General features: G+C 37.3%; 17 protein-coding genes. 10 read left to right on the forward strand and 7 right to left on the reverse strand.

The window, feature by feature from the left end:
• Positions 1-20: 20 nt before the first annotated feature.
• From HUV91_RS02260 to HUV91_RS02270, 3 genes are all read right to left on the reverse strand, one after another.
• On the reverse strand, positions 21-326 hold the full coding sequence (locus HUV91_RS02260) for a hypothetical protein (protein WP_130073159.1): 306 nt from the start codon (positions 324-326) through the stop codon (positions 21-23).
• Positions 327-500: 174 nt separating this feature from the next.
• The gene (locus tag HUV91_RS02265; protein ID WP_130073160.1) at positions 501-1,820 is read right to left on the reverse strand and encodes an adenylosuccinate synthase; all 1,320 of its coding nucleotides are present in this window, start codon (positions 1,818-1,820) and stop codon (positions 501-503) included.
• Between the two features lie 72 nt (positions 1,821-1,892).
• Positions 1,893-3,059: an ATP phosphoribosyltransferase regulatory subunit gene (locus HUV91_RS02270; protein ID WP_174492389.1), complete on the reverse strand. Its 1,167-nt coding sequence runs from the start codon at positions 3,057-3,059 to the stop codon at positions 1,893-1,895.
• 303 nt (positions 3,060-3,362) lie between these two features.
• Between HUV91_RS02270 and HUV91_RS02275 the strand changes: the two genes are divergently transcribed.
• Positions 3,363-3,935 carry an RNA 2'-phosphotransferase gene (locus HUV91_RS02275; protein ID WP_174492390.1) on the forward strand — a complete coding sequence of 191 codons (573 nt, stop codon included), beginning with the start codon at positions 3,363-3,365 and terminating at the stop codon, positions 3,933-3,935.
• Between the two features lie 148 nt (positions 3,936-4,083).
• On the opposite strand, the gene HUV91_RS02280 is transcribed toward HUV91_RS02275, so the two are convergent.
• On the reverse strand, positions 4,084-5,319 hold the full coding sequence (locus HUV91_RS02280) for a pyridoxal phosphate-dependent aminotransferase (protein ID WP_174492391.1): 1,236 nt from the start codon (positions 5,317-5,319) through the stop codon (positions 4,084-4,086).
• Positions 5,320-5,539: 220 nt separating this feature from the next.
• Between HUV91_RS02280 and HUV91_RS02285 the strand changes: the two genes are divergently transcribed.
• On the forward strand, positions 5,540-5,722 hold the full coding sequence (locus HUV91_RS02285) for a hypothetical protein (RefSeq protein ID WP_173911279.1): 183 nt from the start codon (positions 5,540-5,542) through the stop codon (positions 5,720-5,722).
• A 358-nt stretch (positions 5,723-6,080) separates the two neighbouring features.
• Here the strand turns inward: HUV91_RS02285 and HUV91_RS02290 are convergent, their stop codons facing one another.
• The 3 genes from HUV91_RS02290 to HUV91_RS02300 all read right to left on the reverse strand — a co-directional run bounded on the left by HUV91_RS02290 (position 6,081) and on the right by HUV91_RS02300 (position 10,006).
• Positions 6,081-7,520 (reverse strand): sensor domain-containing diguanylate cyclase, encoded by a 1,440-nt coding sequence (locus HUV91_RS02290; RefSeq protein WP_174492392.1) that lies wholly within the window; start codon positions 7,518-7,520, stop codon positions 6,081-6,083.
• Between the two features lie 226 nt (positions 7,521-7,746).
• The gene (locus HUV91_RS02295) at positions 7,747-9,159 is read right to left on the reverse strand and encodes a GGDEF domain-containing protein (RefSeq protein ID WP_130073166.1); all 1,413 of its coding nucleotides are present in this window, start codon (positions 9,157-9,159) and stop codon (positions 7,747-7,749) included.
• A 64-nt stretch (positions 9,160-9,223) separates the two neighbouring features.
• The gene (locus HUV91_RS02300) at positions 9,224-10,006 is read right to left on the reverse strand and encodes a hypothetical protein (protein ID WP_130073167.1); all 783 of its coding nucleotides are present in this window, start codon (positions 10,004-10,006) and stop codon (positions 9,224-9,226) included.
• A gap of 120 nt (positions 10,007-10,126) precedes the next feature.
• On the opposite strand from HUV91_RS02300, the gene HUV91_RS02305 reads away from it, so the two are divergent.
• The 8 genes from HUV91_RS02305 to HUV91_RS02340 all read left to right on the forward strand — a co-directional run bounded on the left by HUV91_RS02305 (position 10,127) and on the right by HUV91_RS02340 (position 18,737).
• On the forward strand, positions 10,127-11,029 hold the full coding sequence (locus tag HUV91_RS02305; RefSeq protein WP_174492393.1) for a tetratricopeptide repeat protein: 903 nt from the start codon (positions 10,127-10,129) through the stop codon (positions 11,027-11,029).
• A 73-nt stretch (positions 11,030-11,102) separates the two neighbouring features.
• The gene (uvrB, locus tag HUV91_RS02310) at positions 11,103-13,124 is read left to right on the forward strand and encodes an excinuclease ABC subunit UvrB (RefSeq protein ID WP_174492394.1); all 2,022 of its coding nucleotides are present in this window, start codon (positions 11,103-11,105) and stop codon (positions 13,122-13,124) included.
• 123 nt (positions 13,125-13,247) lie between these two features.
• On the forward strand, positions 13,248-13,838 hold the full coding sequence (locus HUV91_RS02315) for a lipocalin family protein (protein WP_228257056.1): 591 nt from the start codon (positions 13,248-13,250) through the stop codon (positions 13,836-13,838).
• An 89-nt stretch (positions 13,839-13,927) separates the two neighbouring features.
• On the forward strand, positions 13,928-14,857 hold the full coding sequence (rarD, locus tag HUV91_RS02320; RefSeq protein ID WP_174492395.1) for an EamA family transporter RarD: 930 nt from the start codon (positions 13,928-13,930) through the stop codon (positions 14,855-14,857).
• Between the two features lie 222 nt (positions 14,858-15,079).
• Entirely contained in the window at positions 15,080-16,537 is a 1,458-nt protein-coding gene (locus tag HUV91_RS02325; RefSeq protein ID WP_130073172.1) for a glyceraldehyde-3-phosphate dehydrogenase, read from the forward strand.
• Between the two features lie 116 nt (positions 16,538-16,653).
• Positions 16,654-17,139, forward strand: coding sequence for a hypothetical protein (locus tag HUV91_RS02330; RefSeq protein WP_228721826.1), 486 nt, complete (start codon positions 16,654-16,656; stop codon positions 17,137-17,139).
• A 175-nt stretch (positions 17,140-17,314) separates the two neighbouring features.
• Positions 17,315-18,052: an MFS transporter gene (locus tag HUV91_RS02335; RefSeq protein WP_130073174.1), complete on the forward strand. Its 738-nt coding sequence runs from the start codon at positions 17,315-17,317 to the stop codon at positions 18,050-18,052.
• Between the two features lie 4 nt (positions 18,053-18,056).
• Positions 18,057-18,737, forward strand: coding sequence for a hypothetical protein (locus HUV91_RS02340; RefSeq protein WP_174492397.1), 681 nt, complete (start codon positions 18,057-18,059; stop codon positions 18,735-18,737).
• The last annotated feature ends 19 nt before the right edge of the window (positions 18,738-18,756 follow it).

The following is an 18,756-nucleotide window of genomic DNA, read 5'->3' on the forward strand; positions in this document are numbered from 1 at the left end:
AGTATTTGTGTAAATTTCACTTATAAAAACTGAATTATTAACCAATACACTAGGCATAGGGCATCAAGGACGAAATAGAATGTGCATAGGGGTTTAATTTTTTCATTTAGATTGGGCTTGTTGCGATGAAAAAAGATGATGCTGTTTTGAATGAGAATAATCGGAATCAAAAGGCATGCTAATGAAATCGTTAAACTTAACAGAACATTTTGAATAATTTCAGGGTTATTGGTTTGTGCTTGGATGATTAACATCGCCAGTGTTGGTGCACCCCCGATGGCAAAGAGGGATGAATAAAAAATGGTTCCTGAAATATTTTTTTGCATTCCATATTCTCAAAATTTTAGTAGGGGAAAAATCTGATTTAAGATTTATTGTAACAAGCTCATGCGTAGGATATAAGGCATAGAGCGCCTAACTTTAGTCTTGAATTTTCACATATTTTTATTAAGGCAAAAAAAGAGCCTCATAGAGAGGCTCTTTTTAAAAACTGATCTGTATTAAGCATCAAATGGATGACGTAATACGATTGTTTCATCGCGGTCAGGACCAGTTGATACGATGTCGATTGGGCATTCGATCAATTGTTCAATACGTTTGATATAGTTGATTGCATTTTCAGGCAATTGATCAAGTGATTTTGCACCGAAAGTAGATTCAGACCAACCTGGCATTGTTTCATAAATTGGTTTTAAAGTTTCAAATGCAAGCGCATCAGAAGAACCCACACAACCAGAGTCAGCAGCTTCATAACCTACACAGATTTTTACTTCTTCTAAACCATCTAAAACGTCAAGTTTAGTTAAGCAAATACCAGAAAGTGAGTTTACATCAACTGAACGGCGTAAGATTTCAGCGTCAAACCAACCACAACGACGTTGACGACCTGTAGAAGCACCAAACTCAGCACCTACAGTACCAAGATGTTTACCAATTGCATCGCCGACATCGTTCGCAGCATCATAAACCAATTCTGTTGGGAATGGGCCTGAACCAACACGTGTTGTGTAAGCTTTAGTAATACCCAATACATAGTCAAGGTGCAAAGGACCTAAACCAGAACCCGAGCTTACACCACCCGCAGTTGTATTTGATGAAGTTACATATGGATATGTACCGTGGTCCACGTCAAGAAGTGAGCCTTGAGCACCTTCAAACATCACGTTTTGACCATTTTTACGGTAGTTGTGCAATTCAGTTGTGACATCAATCACTAACGGAGCAACCACTTCACGCCATTGGTCACAAAGTGCAAGTACATCTTCAACTTTAACCGCTTCAACACCAAAGAATTGAGTTAACTGGAAGTTATGGTACTCAAGTAATTCTTCAAGTTGTGCTTTAAGATGTTCGCCACCACGGACTAAATCTGCAACACGGATCGCACGACGAGCAACTTTATCTTCATACGCAGGACCAATACCACGACCTGTCGTACCGATTTTCGCATTACCACGTTTTTTCTCGCGTGCTTGGTCTAACGCAATGTGATGCGGAAGAATCAAAGGACAGTTTGGAGAAATACGTAAACGCTCACGAACAGGAACACCTTCTTTTTCAAGAATGTCCATTTCTTTGATCAAAGCTTCAGGAGAAAGTACAACACCATTCCCAATTAAGCACAGTACGTTTTCACGTAAAATACCAGATGGAATGAGGTGAAGAACTGTTTTCTTACCACCTACGACGAGCGTATGACCTGCGTTATGTCCACCTTGATAACGAACAACCGCAGCCGCCTGATCTGTGAGCAGGTCAACGATTTTACCTTTACCTTCGTCGCCCCATTGGGTACCAAGTACCACAACATTCTTGCCCATAATAGCCTCATTACATCATGCTGTTAAAATTGAAAACCACACACCAATGACATGAATATTGGTGTGAAGCGATTAAATTTGTTCGACTTTCCATTCACCTGCAACATTCACTAACTGATGTGTTGCATTGGGAACTGATGTTAAGTCATCTTCACCTAATAACTGGATTACGCTTAGACCGTTGTGACGTACTTGTGCAATTGCGGCAAGTAGAGCAGTGTCTGTGCCTTTAGGTGCAACAACTTGCTTCATTGCTTGGAATTGACCTGCGCTGAGTGCATATAAGTCACACGAGAAACCTGTTGCAGGACGTGCACGACCAAAGTGCTCGCCAATACCATCATAACGACCGCCCTGTGCTAATGGTGCAGCACGATTTGGTGCATACACGGCATACATTAAGCCTGTGTGATAATGATATGAGCGTAACTCAACAACATCGATGCCGATGTGAAGATTTGGCCAGCGTGCTTGAATTTGTGCTTGTGTGGTTGCGAGTGCATTGAAGGCTTGCTTAAATGCTTCGTCTTGTAAAATTTCAGCACTTAAATTGCTTTGTAATGCAGTTAAATCACTTGCATAACGACCTAAAGCATAAAAATCTGAACCGAATTTTAATGCTTGGGTAAATTCGGCAAGTTCTGGGAGTGCTTTACGTTGATATAAATCTGAAAGTTGACGCTCAGTGGTTTTGCTCAAATTGGCATGTTTCACTAAACTGCGGAATAAACCGACATGCCCTAAATCGAGATGAACACCTTCAACTAAATTTGCGGTTTCGATCAAACTGAGCATGACATCGATCATTTCAACGTCCGCGTCAATGCTGTCCGAACCAAATAACTCTGCACCCAACTGAAGTGGGGCACGTGTGGTATTAAAACCCTGTGGTTTAGTATGAAGTACTGTTCCTGCATAGCAGTAACGAGCCACACCTTCTACTGGATGTACATGCGCATCAATACGAGCCACTTGTGGTGTCATATCGGCACGCACACCAAGTAAACGACCTGAGAGTTGGTCGATGACTTTAAAAGTGGCTAAGTCTAAATCTTGATTCGATTCTGAAAGAGAAGAGAGAGATTCGATGTATTCGATAAACGGCGTGTACACCAATTGATAACCTCGAGAAGCGAGGAAATCTAAAGCGCTACGGCGCAAAGTTTCAATTACTTGCGCTTGCTCTGGTAATACATCAGCTACACCATCAGGTAATAACCATGTCTCTGAAATGGGCATGTTGTAAACCTAAATCCTGTCAGCGCGGAAGTAATCCGCATAAAAAAATCGGGAGCACACCCGATTTCTCTTATTTTAGCACGATCATTGTTGCTCTGCATTAGACTTTTGCAGAAAAGATGCTTTTCGGTGCTAATTAAATCTTTTTTGTGTGTAGAAAATTGATATTTTAAATTTTATATATATAAAATTTGAAATCTTTAATGTTCGAATTTATGGTGTGATAGTTAATCACTTTAGACTGTTTACTCAACTAATAATGTGTCATAATGACACTATATTATTAAAAATTGCAAATAAAAAATGAAACCGAACGAAAAAGTGATTCGACAACGCAGTAAATTTTTAAGCCTTGTCCTGCGTCATCAGCCTGCAAGTATTGGTATACAACTCGATCGCGAAGGTTGGACAGACATCCAAATTCTCCTCAGTCAAATGAGTAAGCATCGGCAAAAAATGAGTTTTGGTGAATTACTTTATATTGTGGAAAATAATGATAAAAAGCGCTTTCAATTTTCCGCAGATGGTCAAAAAATTCGCGCAGTGCAGGGACACTCTTCTGCACAAGTACAACGTGATTACAACTCTATTACTCCGTCCGATGTGCTTTACCACGGCACAGCAACGCGTTTTGTTGAGTGCATTTTACAACAGGGTTTAATCGCAGGTACCCGGCATCATGTGCATTTATCTGCAGATTTAGTCACTGCTAGGAAAGTCGGTCAACGACATGGCAAAGTGGTGATTTTTCAAGTTGATAGCATTCAAATGTATCAAGATGGCTTCAAATTTTATCAAGCTGAAAATGGTGTTTGGTTGACTGAGCATGTACCCGTCAGCTATTTAAAAATATTAGACAATGACTTGAGCAAATGATCTCATTAAAAAGAGATTGAAATTTTTATCTCATTAGCTGTTGAGTGGTATTTTTGATTTTTGAACAGCTAAAATAATTTTGAATGAATGTTCTTTATGTAATAAAAAATCCGCCAACGTTGACGGATTTTTTACTTAAATCTTTAAATTATTTTGCAGCTTTTTCAGCAGCAATTGAAGCAATCGCAGCGTCTACGCCTTCGATTGAGTCAGCAGCTTTCTTGATACGTGCAAGCGCATCTACAAGAACTTCGTCTGCAGTTGCATAAGAAATACGCATATAACCACCTAGACCGAACGCATCACCCGGAACAACGGCAACACCAGTTTCTTCCAATAACCATGCAGAGAATTCTGTGCAAGATTTTAAACCTTTGGCACGAATCAATGGACGGATGTTTGCATAGGCATAGAATGCACCATCAGCAGGAAGGCAAGTAATACCGTTGATGTCGTTTAAGCCTTTAACCACTAAGTCATGACGACGTTTGAATGCTTCAATCATTGGCTCAAGAACGTCTTGAGGACCATTTAATGCAGCTTCAGCAGCAACTTGTGAAATTGAAGTTGGGTTTGAAGTTGATTGTGATTGGATTTTTTTCATCGCACCGATGAGCTTAGCAGGGCCCGCTGCATAACCAATACGCCAGCCTGTCATTGCATATGCTTTAGATACACCGTTAAGCACGATCACGCGGTCGTAAAGGTCTGGTGCAACAGTTGCAATGTTATAGAACTCATCATCCCAACGGATTGGTTCATACATATCATCAGACGCAACCATAACTTCAGGGTATTTACGTAGAACGTCAGCTAAAGCAAGTAATTCTTCTTTAGTGTAGATCATACCTGTTGGGTTAGAAGGGCTGTTTAGAACCACTAAACGAGTTTTGTCAGTGATTGCAGCTTCTAATTGAGCAGGCGTAATTTTGAAACGTTGTTCTTCACCACACTTCACAATAACAGGCACGCCTTCAGCGATGATCACCATATCAGGATAGCTTACCCAGTAAGGTGCAGGGATGATCACTTCATCACCTTTGTTTAACAAAGCAAGTGCCAAGTTAAAGAAAGATTGTTTACCACCACAAGACACCAAAATTTGGTTTGCAGCGTATTCTAAGTTGTTATCACGTTTTAATTTCGCAATGATTGCTTTTTTAAGGCCAGGCGTACCGTCAACAGCAGTGTATTTGGTAAAACCATTATTAATCGCTGCAATTGCTGCGTCTTTGATGTGTTGTGGGGTATCAAAATCAGGTTCACCAGCGCCCAAGCCAATAACATTCTTGCCAGCTGCTTTGAGTTCAGCAGCTTTATTGGTCACAGCAAGCGTTGGAGACGGTTTGATGGCATTTACACGATCAGAGAGACGTACGTCCACGGCAGTATTCCTTCTTATAGGGATTTAAAAATAAAAAGCACATTATCATAGCTTAAAAAGCTGCTTTGAGTCGCCCGAAATTTAAGCAAATTCGCCAAATAATCACGAAAATCAAACTTTAATGTATCAATAAAATACAAATGAATATGAATGTGGATGAGAACTCGCATCATTTCTAAAATTTTCGTACAATATGCACAGTTAAAATTGAGTGAATCTGATGAGCACCCAAAATACTCCCAAGAAAAAAGCTGTGGCAAAGTTACCTTTCCCAGTGAAACAAGCCAATGATGCCAAGCCAGCAGATGAGGATGTGGAGGGCATGCGCCCAAAACCACAACAATATGCAGATCGGACATGGATGCCACCGCGTGGTACACGCCGTTCGATGGGTAAGCGTTAATAAAAAACAGGCAATTGCCTGTTTTTTTTATCTATGATTTTTTACTCTCCGTAATGATATTCGATATTTAATTTTTTTTTAGCTGCTATTTTAGTTGTGTTTCTCGTTGGTCTGAGCTGTGATGGGTTGATCAGGAGAAATGAGTGAATGTTCGAGGCTTTGTGATCGTTGGTTATTTCCCTTTTGAGATTTTAGTTGATCATATTTAACCTCAATCAAGGCTTGAATCATATTTTCTTGACGAGGTGTGATGAGTTGAACAGAAGTATTTCAAATTATTCAATAAAATAGAAACAACAGACAAGGTTTCATGACTTTTATTTTCATTTTTAAACTACATTCATATAGAGCATATAGTTTAGGGGATGAGGTTTAAATTTGCATAATATGCTTTTTTCTTTTGATACATAAAATGATCGGCACGTTTAAGCATGTGTTCAATGGTTTCGGTGTTTTGTGTTGTCGCATAGCCAATCGCAATATTAATCGGTTGAGAGGCATAATATTGATTATCAATATTGAGTAATTCTTTAACAATTAACTTTTGATTTTTAACCATTTCCTCATCTGCACCTGCCATTAAAATAACGAATTCATCGCCACCAATGCGTGATGCTGAGAATGGGGTATTGGTAATCGCACGATTTAAAAGATTACCCATGCGACGCAGTTGTTCATCACCAACATCGTGTCCAAATTCATCATTGATATATTTTAAGCCATTCATATCAATGAAAATTGCAGAGACTGGGCGAACTAAACTGCGTTCTAAACGGTTAATTTCTTCGGTATAAAAAGAACGATTGGTCAGTTTGGTGAGTACATCATGTTTACCTAGATACTCTAAGTAACTTTCAGCTTTTTTACGCGCTGTAATATCTGTCAGGGCGAGTTGCACTAAACCCCAATTGTCTTCATAACCAGGAAAAACGGTAAATTGCAGCAACACATGACGAATAGAACCATCTAAAGCATAATTGATGGCTTCACGCTGATGATGAATATTGCCATTCCAGAGCTCGATGAGTTGTTCACGAAAAGTTTGGTGCATTTCTTTAGATAAAACTTTATGTAAATTTTTAAATAAAGTGTCTTTATCTGGGGCTTTTAATAAATCTAAAGTAGCTTGATTGACATCAAGTAAAATAATGTCATCGACACATTGATTAATAAAATCTGCATGTACATCTAAAAAAGTGACAAAATCGTCAATTCCGAGTCTACGTAATTGGTCAAGTCGCATTTTAACTCGGCTAAAATCTTCTACCCATAAGGACGTTGGGGAATAAATAAAACGTGACTCTGCCAAACGACGATTTTTTTCTTCTAAACGACACGCATTTTGATAGTCGCTAATGTCTTCTGTGGTAAGTAAAACACGTGATAAATCGTGTTGTGCATCGGGTAAAACCACACCACGTAGTTTGATGTCTAATTTTTTACCTGAAATGGTATAATTGGTGGTCGTACTTGAAAATTCTGTTTCACCTTGCCATAAAGCGACAAGCTCTGAAATATGTGAAGGAAACATTTCTTGCTGAAAAATAATATGTAAATTTTCACATAAATGTTGTTGATCTTGCGCTTCAAAAACCGCTAAGGTTTTAGGGTTGACTTGTAAAATTTTAATTTTATGGGCGCATTGGGTCACCCGTTCTAAATCTTCTTCTAAAAAAGCTTTTAAATCTGTGATGCCTTGCTCTTGCCAAATTTCAAACTGTTTTTTAACGTCACTATAGTCTTCTAACCACATAGGAATAGGTGAAAGATTAAAAATTGATGATTCTAAAATCTCCATTTTATATTCCTAGTAATTGAATGAGTTTGTTGAGTGATGTTGGAAATATATCATTAATTATAATGTGATAGCAAAGAACTTTAGAGTGAAAAATGAGGTTTAAGCCTCATTTTATTAAAGTTATATGGTTATATTTAATTGATATTAAATTTATATTAACAATTTGTTTAGAATATATTTATAATCAACATAGTGTGAAAAATCACATAACAAACTCATGTAAAATTCAAGAACGATAATTTTGATAATACTGATTTTTTTGTTCATACATGTCTAAGTCGGTCATACGGACTAAATTTTCAATATTCGGCTCGGCATCTGTACATCCAATACCTGCAGCAACACTGATTATGGTATGTTCATGCAGTCGATTATCTTCGTTAATATAATCCTGAATTTTTTCAAATAATTGATAAGCCATGCTGGCCGTGGCTTGTGGCATTAAAATCACGAATTCATCTCCCCCAATGCGAGAAATAGAATAAGCTGTATTTTCCGTAGCTTTACGTAAAATATTGGCAAAACGTTTTAACAATAAGTCACCACAGTGGTGACCTTTAAGGTCATTAATGGTTTTGAGTCCATTAATATCTAAATAAATACATGCAGTTGGGAAAACTGTTTCGTGTTGTAAGCGTTTTATTTCAGCATTAAAAAAGTTACGGTTATATAACTGTGTGAGTTCATCGCGATGACTCATAAATTCTAAATATTCTTCAAGTTGTTTACGTGCGGTAAAATCGGTATAGGCGATTTGTACCGTATCCCATGTGTGATGTGCATTTGGGAAAATCATAAATTGTTCACGCACATGAATGGTTTTGTCATCTAAGGTTTTATATTCACAGTCACGTTCTAAATGGTAATGTTCTTGCCATAAATACAGGAGTTCATTTTGAAAATGCTGTTTGCTATTTTCATTCAACAATGTATGTATGTTTTGATAAAAATGCTGTTTACTGCTGGCATGAAAAAGATTTAATAAAGCTTGATTGACATCAATAGAACGAATGTTTTGGAAGCACAGCATTAAAAAATCAGGCTGTTGTTGTAAATAAAGCTCTAAATTTTGAACACCTTGGGTCTGTAACTGAGTAAATAATGTTTTGATCCCGCTATAATCTTTGACCCAAAGTGCCGTAGGTGAGTGAATAAATAATGATTCCGCAAAACGGCGTGCATTTTGATAGTCAGATACATTTTCAGTCGTGAGCAATAAGCGTTCCCAACTGTCTTCATAACCCGGTAGAACACTGGCTTTAAGCAAAATATCAATTTGTTTACCTTTGCAGGTAAAGTTAATTGAAGGGCAGATGCATTGTGCTTCTTTATTCCAAAGAGCAACAAAGAATTTGACTTTTTCAATGCTAATTTTTTCGTAATGCAAGCGTGCAAAACTTTCTAAGATTTCATTTAAATCTGCTGCATCATACAACTCTAAAGTACTTTGATTGACCTGAATAGTCTTGATCACCCTCAAACAAGGTTGTAAACGTTCAGGGTCTTCTAATAAATATTGTTCTAAATCTTCAATACCTTCATCTTGCCATTGTTGGAAGATTTTTTTGACCGCACTAAAATCTTGAATCCACATTGCCATGGGAGCTAAGTTGAAAATGGATAAATTAATCTCTCCCATCGTAAAACTCCTTTAAATTTGTATGATTCAAGTGATATAAAAATTATGTAATAAAAGTAAATAACTATTTTTGAGCATGGTGCGCTGCCTTGGGAGGCATGATCGCTTTTTGCCCTTGCCAAGCTTCTATGAAATCATGTTCATTGATATTATACAATTCTAAAATTGCTAAAATAACACCTCCTAGTGTTTTCGTTTCATCACTGCGTAAGTCTAATTCTAAAACATGTTTATTGTTAAGTGTATTTAAAATATCACTAATTTCATAGCTACGATCACGCCCATTACTGTCGGTTGGGTACATTGGGGTATTGATCACGATTTGTGCTAATGCTTTTTCAGCTTCACTAAGATCTAAAGCTTGTACGGCTTGCGCAATATCTTCATTAAAAATAACAGAACTTTGAATAAAAGACTGCAATACATGTTGGTTGAGTTTAGGCAGTGTTTTTTCGACAAAAGGGCGAAAAGATATTGGAAAAATAACATTGTGTGAAATGCCTTTAAACATTGGGGCAATTTCTTCAACTTTATAACCAGCAACCCCACAGCCAACCGCAGTCACAAAATATTTGGTTTTAAGATGATTTTTGGTATAAATTTTAAAATCTTCAACATAATGTTGTATTTGTGATAAGGGCATTTGTTGTAAATGCTCATTCATGGTTGGAATGGCAAAACTTTGACCTGCCCAACCTCGTCCTACACCTTTGGTGGCTCCAAAATGATGGAGTGCGATTTTTGCTGCACCACCTTGATGTGTACCTGCCATATTACTGCCAAAAACAAAAACCGTATCTTCAGGTAAGTTTTTAATAATACTTTCATCATGATATTGATAAGTCATTTTGCTATAATTCCATAATATGGCTATGCTTCATGTTGCAATTGAATTGCGCAATGGTCAAGTGATCTGATGATGATATTGAAAGAAAATAACATATTGAAAATAAAAAAGAGACATGAAATGCGAACTGATTCATATTCTCAACTCGGTTTTAATCGAGATGATTTTGCCATATTGATTGATGCTGAGAACAATAACCGTTTTGGTGTACCTATTCAGATTATTGAGTTTTTAGGAGAAGATGCTGAAGCATCTGTACATTTTAAACAACTTGGGCAAAACAATAAGCGCATTCTTTCTGAACAATTAAGGCTTGAATACTTTGCATCGAATGCAGGGACTTTGGCTGAGTTTTATCGTGATTATCTGCAATATTTACAAGAGATTGCAGATAAAGGAGAGGTTGACGCTATTCTTCAAGCGGCGACATTATTTTATACATGGGCATTTCGAGGGACTGAAGATTGTATGCAGGCAATGGGGTTCGCCCTTGAATATTTTCAGCGTGCAAGTGAGCAAGGTGCTGCCGAAGCCAGTTATCAGTTGGCTGAGATGTATCGACGGATTATTAATCCCGATTATGATCTGTATTTTCAGCATCATCGTGAGAAAAATTTACAATATTATTTACGTCAAAGTGCGCAGCAAGGGCATTGTATCGGGCAATATCAGTTGGCTTATAGCTTCGAGTATGGTCAACATGGCTTTACCCAAGATGATGGAAAAGCATTATATTGGTATCAACAAGCTGCAGATCAGGATAATCCACAAGCTTTAAATAATTTAGGTGATAAATACGAACGAGGAAAAGGCGTCAAACGAGATTATACACAAGCTGCTCATTATTATCAGCGTTCGGCAAATCATGATATTGTCGAAGCAATCTATAATTTAGGTCGTCTATATTTGCGTGGTTTGGGTGTGGAGAAAGATGAAGTGAAAGGGCGAGCGTTACTGACCCAAGCAGCAAATCGTTATTATCTACCCGCGCGACGCAAGTTAAAAAGCTTAGATAAAAAGTAGCGTAACGTGATATTGTATCTAGCAACTTTGCCCTCATAATAAAGGCATTGTCATTTGATGCCGAAGTATTTATATGCAAGAAGGTCAACCTTTTCAACTTGTCACTCATTATCAACCTGCGGGTGATCAGCCACAAGCAATTCAAAAATTAGTGGATGGTGTCAATAGAGGCTTGCATGATCAACTTTTGCTTGGGGTAACAGGTTCTGGAAAAACCTATACCATGGCAAATGTCATTGCACAAACGCAGCGTCCAACCATTGTCATGGCACATAATAAAACCCTTGCTGCACAGCTATATGGTGAATTTAAAGCATTTTTCCCCAACAATGCGGTGGAATATTTCGTCAGTTATTATGACTATTATCAGCCTGAAGCTTATGTGCCATCGTCTGATACTTTTATCGAAAAAGATTCTTCAATTAATGATCATATTGACCAAATGCGACTTTCAGCAACCCGTGCATTATTGGAGCGTCGAGACAGCATTATTGTGGCATCAGTTTCAGCGATTTATGGTTTGGGTGATCCAAATGCCTATATGAGTATGTTATTGCATGTCGTACAAGGGGATCGGATTGCTCGTGATGACATTATTCGCCGTTTGGTCGAAATGCAATATACCCGTAATGAACTTGAGTTTTTGCGTGGTACATATCGTATTCGGGGTGAAATTTTAGATATTTTCCCTGCGGAATCGGACCAGCATGCCATTCGTATTGAACTGTTTGATGACGAGGTCGATTCAATTCGTTGGTTTGATCCTTTAACTGGAAAAATGGTGCGTAAAGTGCCACGTATTACCATTTATCCAAAAAGCCATTATGTAACACCTAAAGATAATTTGCAGCGTGCAATTGGTACTATTCAAGAAGAACTGAAGGAACGCCAAGCTTATTTTAAGGCGCATGATAAATTACTTGAATTACAGCGCATCGAGCAACGTACACGTTATGACTTAGAGATGATGCAACAGCTAGGTTATACCAATGGCATTGAAAATTATTCACGGCATTTATCGGGACGTGCATCAGGCGAGGCTCCACCGACTTTATTCGACTATGTACCTGAAGATGCATTATTGATTATTGATGAGTCACATGTCACCGTGCCACAGATCGGTGCAATGTACAAAGGTGACCGTTCACGTAAAGAAAATTTGGTCAATTATGGTTTTCGTTTGCCCAGTGCATTGGACAATCGTCCAATGAAATTTGAAGAATGGGAAAGAATTGCGCCAACGACCATTTATGTCAGTGCCACACCTGCCAAATATGAACTTGAAAAATCAGAGCAAGTTGCTGAGCAAGTGGTGCGTCCAACAGGACTGATTGATCCTGAAATTGAAATTCGTCCTGTATTAACCCAAGTCGATGATGTTTTGTCGGAAATTAATATTCGCAAAGATTTGAATGAGCGTGTTTTAGTTACGACATTGACCAAACGTATGGCAGAAGATTTAACTTCTTATTTGAAAGAATATGGGATAAAAGTAGCTTATTTACATTCTGATATTGATACTGTTGAGCGTGTAAAAATTATTCATGAGTTACGTTCAGGTGTGCATGATGTTTTGGTCGGGATTAACCTGTTACGTGAAGGTTTAGATATGCCAGAAGTGTCTTTGGTTGCTATCTTAGATGCTGATAAAGAAGGTTTTTTACGTTCTGAACGATCATTGATTCAAACCATTGGTCGTGCAGCACGAAATGTCAAAGGTAAGGCGATTCTATATGCAGATCGGGTGACAGATTCGATGCAAAAAGCGATCGATGAAACGGAACGCCGTCGTAATAAACAAATTCAGTTCAATGAACAGCATGGTATCGTACCACGGAGTGCAGTACGTCAAGTGATCAAAGAGATTGATACAGGTGAAGTGTTAGATGACGATCAAATCGATGAAAAAATTATTGATCAAGCACAAGTGATGAATGCAGATGAGCGGCATTTATTGTCTAATCCAAAATTACTCGCCAAACACATTGCTAAGCTTGAAAAAGAAATGTTAAAAGCGTCGAAAGAATTACAATTCGAGCAGGCTGCTCGAATTCGTGATGAAATCGTGCGTTTAAAAGCCTTGATGTTACAATAGTCGAACTCAGCTTTACTTGGATTGTGGCTTTGATGGAATCAGAAGATACATAAAGCTACAATTTAAGCTTAAATTTATGATTATTTTAATAATTATTATTCTGAATAAATGTGAGGATAGCGTGTGAATTTAATCAAAAAAATACCCATAATCTGTCCTAAAAATAGCCAAATATTTTTACAGGGTATACTGTTGGCAAGTGTAGCAATGAGTTCATCATTGTATGCACAAGACCGTTCGCTACCCACTGTACCCCGTGTTGAATTAGATAAATATTTAGGGCTTTGGTATGAAATTGCACGTAAGCCATTATTTTATCAAAAAGATTGTCATAAAAATGTCACTGCACGTTATACCATTAATGAGTATGGTAATGTTGAAGTCGATAATCGTTGTCTCAATCGAGAGGGCAATGAATTACGCTCTTTGGGTGAAGGTTTTGTGAGTAATGCACCGTACAATTCTAAGATCAAAGTCAGTTTTTTACCCGAAACCATTCGTTGGATGCCTTTTGGGCGTGGCGACTATTGGATTTTAAAAATAGATCCGCAATATCAAATGGCACTGGTGGGTGAGCCTAAGCGTAAATATCTTTGGGTTTTGTCGCGTACACCACATCCTGACGAGCAAAAAGTCACGGAGTATTTACGTTATGCACAAACCCTCGGTTTTAGTATCAAAGATTTAGTGCGCTCTGAGCAAACGCAACCTTAGTTTTAATTGAATTATTTATATTTGAATGTGCCATTATATGGGTATAAATATGCTTATAATACCTCTGTAAAATAAATGAGAGGTGATAGATGTTTAAAGGTGTTGCATTATCCATTTTGGCATCGATCACTTTTGGGGTTTTATATTTTTATAGTCAGTTACTTCATGTTTTTGATAGTCAACAAGCCTTTGGTTGGCGCATCATTTCTACTTTACCTTTTTTAACACTTTTTATGTTTTATAGTGGTGATTGGCAACATGTTAAAACCATTTACCAACGCATTATTGATCAACCAGCGCTATTACTCATTTTAATGATGACTTCAGCTTTAACCTGTTTTCAACTGTGGTTATTTTTATGGGGGCCGATGAATGGGCGCGGGCTACAAGTATCATTGGGCTATTTTCTATTGCCGCTGTTTTTGGTACTGATGGGGAGCGTCTTTTTTAAGGAAAAATTATCTAAGTTGCAAATACTGGCGGTACTGTGTGCAGGATTTGGTGTTGGACATGAAATTTGGCGTTTAGGCAGCATTGCATGGGAAACCATGGCAGTCGCAGTAGGTTATTCATTGTATTTCCTGATTCGTAAGCATATTCAAACGGATAATTTGGGTGGTTTTTGGTGGGATATTCTCATTTGTATGCCTGTCGCAATTTATTTGGTACAAATCGGGCATACGCCTTTTCTGATGTTTGCTGAGCGTTGGTATTTATGGCTTGTGGTGGCAGGTTTGGGTTTACTTAGTGCGATTGGTTTAGGCAGTTATATTTTAGCGAGTCGTTATTTGCCTTTGGTGTTATTTGGTTTGCTGAGTTATTTAGAGCCTGTGTTGTTGGCATTGGTCTCTTTGGCGTTGGAAGAAAATATAAGCCAAGATGAATGGTTAACTTATATTCCAATTTGGTGTGCAGTGGGGATATTGGTCATCGAAGGTAGTCTACATTTGTATAAACAAAAGCGAAATGCGCAAAATTTAAAAAGAAATGTTGAAAACGTAGAGCAACGCCTCGGATGAAGTAAGTTAGGCTTTGTTATGGTAGATGTATTTAAATATGTGATTTGATGATTAAAATGAGAAATCATTAAAATAATGACAACTATTTTGTAAAATTATAATGAATATACAACAAAAAGTACTTTGCTTGATCAGCTTTCGATTCATTCTTTGACAGAATTCCATTACAATGTTGGGGTTTTTAAACTAAGTCTAGATATACATAAAATAGAGGACGTATCTGTGAGCAAAGACACTATCATCGCCCTACACGCAGAGCATCAAGGTCGTTGGAAAAACCGCGAAGAAATCGCGGAACGTATGATTGCTTTAATTGGGCAATTATACCGTGAAAAAAATATTGTCACTTCTGTTTACGGTCGTTCTTTAGTGAACCGTTCAGTGATTCAGATTCTTAAAACACATCGTCGTACACGTGTGTTAGATGTTGAACTTTCTGTCGTTCAAACTTTCCCAATTTTAGAAGCTTTGGCAAAAATTGAAAACATTGGTTCTGCTGAGGTTGACTTAGGTAAACTTGCAGTTGAATTTAAAGAAAAAGGCGGCGATGTTGACGCATTTGTTGCAAACGCTGTTCAATCATTAGCGGGTAATGCTGCATCTGTAGAACCGAAAGATGTTGTTCTTTATGGTTTTGGTCGTATCGGTCGTATCCTTGCACGTTTAATCATTAGCCAATCTGGTTTGGGTCGTGGTTTAAACTTAAAAGCAATCGTTGTACGTAAATCATCTGACGGTGACTTAGAAAAACGTGCGTCTTTATTACGTCGTGACTCTATTCATGGTCCATTTGCAGGTACAATTTCTGTAGATGAAGAAAATGAAGCAATTATTGCAAATGGTAACTTCATTAAAGTGATCTATGCATCTAGCCCTGCTGAAGTAGATTACACAGCATACGGTATCGAAAATGCATTAGTGATTGATAACACAGGTAAATGGCGTGACAACGACGGTCTTGCACAACATTTACAATGCCCAGGTGCTGCACGCGTGATTCTGACTGCACCAGGTAAAGGTGACATGAAGAACGTTGTATTTGGTGTGAACCAAGCAGATATCTTAGATGAAGACAAAATCATCTCTGCTGCAAGCTGTACAACCAATGCAATTACACCAACATTAAAAGTATTGCATGACAAATACACCGTGATTAATGGTCACGTTGAAACAGTTCACTCGTTCACAAACGATCAAAACTTAATTGACAACTATCATAAAGCTGATCGTCGTGGTCGTGCTGCAACATTAAACATGGTGATCACTGAAACTGGTGCTGCAAAAGCGGTTGCAAAAGCATTGCCTGCACTTCAAGGTAAATTGACAGGTAATTCTGTACGTGTACCTACACCAAACGTTTCTCTTGCAATCTTAAACTTAACTTTAGATAAAGAAGTTGATCGTGAAGAAGTGAACGAATACATTCGTCAAATCTCAATCAATTCAAACCTTCAAGGTCAAATTGGTTATACAAATTCGACAGAAGTTGTATCGTCTGACTTTATCGGTTCGCGTACTGCAGGTGTATTTGATGCGCAAGCAACAATTGCTTCAGGTAACCGTTTAACTGCATACATTTGGTACGATAACGAAGTGGGTTATAGCTGCCAAGTATTGCGTATTGCTGAACAAATGGGCGGCGTAAGCTATCCAAAAGTTCCTGCTGAAACAAATGCTTAATTTGTAAATTAGCACTAAAAAAGAGTTTCTACGGAAGCTCTTTTTTATATCATTAGAATGAATGTAATTACATTAAAAAACTTTTGATCAATCATTTTAAATAAAAAGGAAATATGATGAAAAATATTATTGCTATGATAATGCTTGGCGGAGTGGGTTTTACAACGTTCTCTCATGCAGCTGCAAATACAACTTTGGATTTAACTCCATATTTACAAGATCGTTTTGAAAATAATTGTGCGGTTCGGTCAGACTACGATTTGCATAAAGCCACTATAAAGGATCAAGAAATAGTACAAATTCTAAAAAAACAAGTCACTAAAGAAGAGTTTGAAGAGCATCAAACCTATACTAAAACGATTTATACCCTTAAAAATACCGTTTACCAAGGTTTAACTGTAAAGAAAATTGAATTTTCATGGGGGAAATCTCGTACTTTAAGTGAATTTTTATATTTCGATCTTTCTACACCAGCGGCAAAACAACAATTTAATAAAATTAAATGGAATAAAAATCAACAAGCAGAAGGAGCAGGCTTAGTGATTGCTAAAGATGGTAAGCTTACAACAGTACAATGTTATTGGTCTGAAGTTTTTCACTAAAACAAGGCCCCCATTATTTATAATGATGAATAATGGGGTAAAGTAAAAAAATGAATATAATTAGATTGTTTTATGCACAAATAGACATTTTATACACACAATAAAACGATAAAAATATCACATTTATGGATAAAATAATGATAAGTAAAACAAATGTTGAATTTAAGGATAAATTTTGCAAATTAAGCATATTGTCGGTGGTCTATTTTTTATTGTCTGTGCTGCAATTTGCGGTGTAGCCATTGCGATTTGGGTATTTAAAAATTTTAATATTTACATTCCACTTGAAAACCAAGCCGTCAATATCGACTTGAAAGAACCTTTACAAGCCAAAGTTAAAATTCATGAGGCTTTAGATGTCGATGTGACGGGACGTGTGAATGCAGAAATTCCAATTAATGAAAATTTAAATTTACCTGTAACACAGGCTCTTACACCTCATGTGTATTTTGATAATATTGTTCCAATTCAAACCACAATTCCTGTTAAGGAAGTGTTGAAAGTCGACCAAAATATGCCGATTGACACTAAAGTTCAGGTTAGAGTGATGGGGCGAGATATTACTTTACCATTGAAGGGGATTATTCCCATTAAAATTGAGGTGCCGATTGACCTGCAAGTGCCTTTAAATCAAAGAGTACATTTAAAGTTTGATGCCCCTGTACGGACAGTGCTCAAAGAAAATTTGAATATTCCACTGCAAGCGACTTTAAAAACCAATATCCCGATCCAAGGACATCTCAATGTACCAATCAAATCAAGTTTGGATGCAACTGTAGATGTAAAAAATACTCTACCTGTAAAAATTCAGAAGGGTGATTTAAAAATTCCTTTAAATAGTATTCGACTTTCTCAACATGAAGCAGAAAATATCAAAGCTGTAAGTCCAGCTCCTGAGTCTGCAAAGGAGTAAGTCCATGGCTGCGTTTTTGACTGTGCGTAATTTGCTGATCAGCTTTATTTTGATTGTGCTATTGGTGGCGGCTTTATTTTGGCTGTATTTAAATATGCAAGCGTCTTTGCAGGTTTCAGCTCACAATGCAGAAATTCAACTCTCTAATGAGTTACCTACACAAATTCATGTCGGCAATTATTTAGAAACCCAAGCCATGGGGCAATTAGATACAGAATTGAATATTGACCGTAAGCTTCAATTACCTTTAAAAGGGCGTTATGCAGCAGATTTAAGTTTTGTGGTGGAAACGCCAATTTCAGTAGATATTGATTACCAAACTAGTATTAAAATTAATACCATCATGCCTTTAGATGCTACAACAGATCTAATTTATCAAAGTAAATTATTACCAAAATTTCCAATCAAGGTGGATATCCCGATACAACTTGATGTGCCATTTCATCTTAAACGAACGTATCAATTACCGATTAAGATTATGTTTAGCGGGCAAGTTTTTTTTGAATTTAATGAGATGTTAAATGTTTATGTGAAGCATAAATTTAAACCTATGTTAAATATTAATGACCCAATGACCATGAAAAAAATCGCCAAATTCAATGCAACGATGTACAACAGCAAACGCCAATCATTGGCAGATTTAGATTTACAGATCAATTTGCCTGTAAAAAATATTCACCCATAACTGAGTCAAAATCACAACC

The sequence above is a fragment of the Acinetobacter sp. Marseille-Q1623 genome, assembly GCF_902809895.1.
In the GTDB taxonomy this organism is placed as follows: domain Bacteria; phylum Pseudomonadota; class Gammaproteobacteria; order Pseudomonadales; family Moraxellaceae; genus Acinetobacter; species Acinetobacter piscicola_A.

Bases quoted from the DNA above. Each gene is read 5' to 3' on its own strand.
- HUV91_RS02260 (WP_130073159.1), bottom strand. From the start codon at position 326: ATGCAAAAAAATATTTCAGGAACCATTTTTTATTCATCCCTCTTTGCC.
- HUV91_RS02265 (WP_130073160.1), bottom strand. From the start codon at position 1,820: ATGGGCAAGAATGTTGTGGTACTTGGTACCCAATGGGGCGACGAAGGT.
- HUV91_RS02270 (WP_174492389.1), bottom strand. From the start codon at position 3,059: ATGCCCATTTCAGAGACATGGTTATTACCTGATGGTGTAGCTGATGTA.
- HUV91_RS02275 (WP_174492390.1), top strand. From the start codon at position 3,363: ATGAAACCGAACGAAAAAGTGATTCGACAACGCAGTAAATTTTTAAGC.
- HUV91_RS02285 (WP_173911279.1), top strand. From the start codon at position 5,540: ATGAGCACCCAAAATACTCCCAAGAAAAAAGCTGTGGCAAAGTTACCT.
- HUV91_RS02290 (WP_174492392.1), bottom strand. From the start codon at position 7,520: ATGGAGATTTTAGAATCATCAATTTTTAATCTTTCACCTATTCCTATG.
- HUV91_RS02295 (WP_130073166.1), bottom strand. From the start codon at position 9,159: ATGGGAGAGATTAATTTATCCATTTTCAACTTAGCTCCCATGGCAATG.
- HUV91_RS02300 (WP_130073167.1), bottom strand. From the start codon at position 10,006: ATGACTTATCAATATCATGATGAAAGTATTATTAAAAACTTACCTGAA.
- HUV91_RS02305 (WP_174492393.1), top strand. From the start codon at position 10,127: ATGCGAACTGATTCATATTCTCAACTCGGTTTTAATCGAGATGATTTT.
- uvrB (WP_174492394.1), top strand. From the start codon at position 11,103: ATGCAAGAAGGTCAACCTTTTCAACTTGTCACTCATTATCAACCTGCG.
- rarD (WP_174492395.1), top strand. From the start codon at position 13,928: ATGTTTAAAGGTGTTGCATTATCCATTTTGGCATCGATCACTTTTGGG.
- HUV91_RS02330 (WP_228721826.1), top strand. From the start codon at position 16,654: ATGAAAAATATTATTGCTATGATAATGCTTGGCGGAGTGGGTTTTACA.
- HUV91_RS02340 (WP_174492397.1), top strand. From the start codon at position 18,057: ATGGCTGCGTTTTTGACTGTGCGTAATTTGCTGATCAGCTTTATTTTG.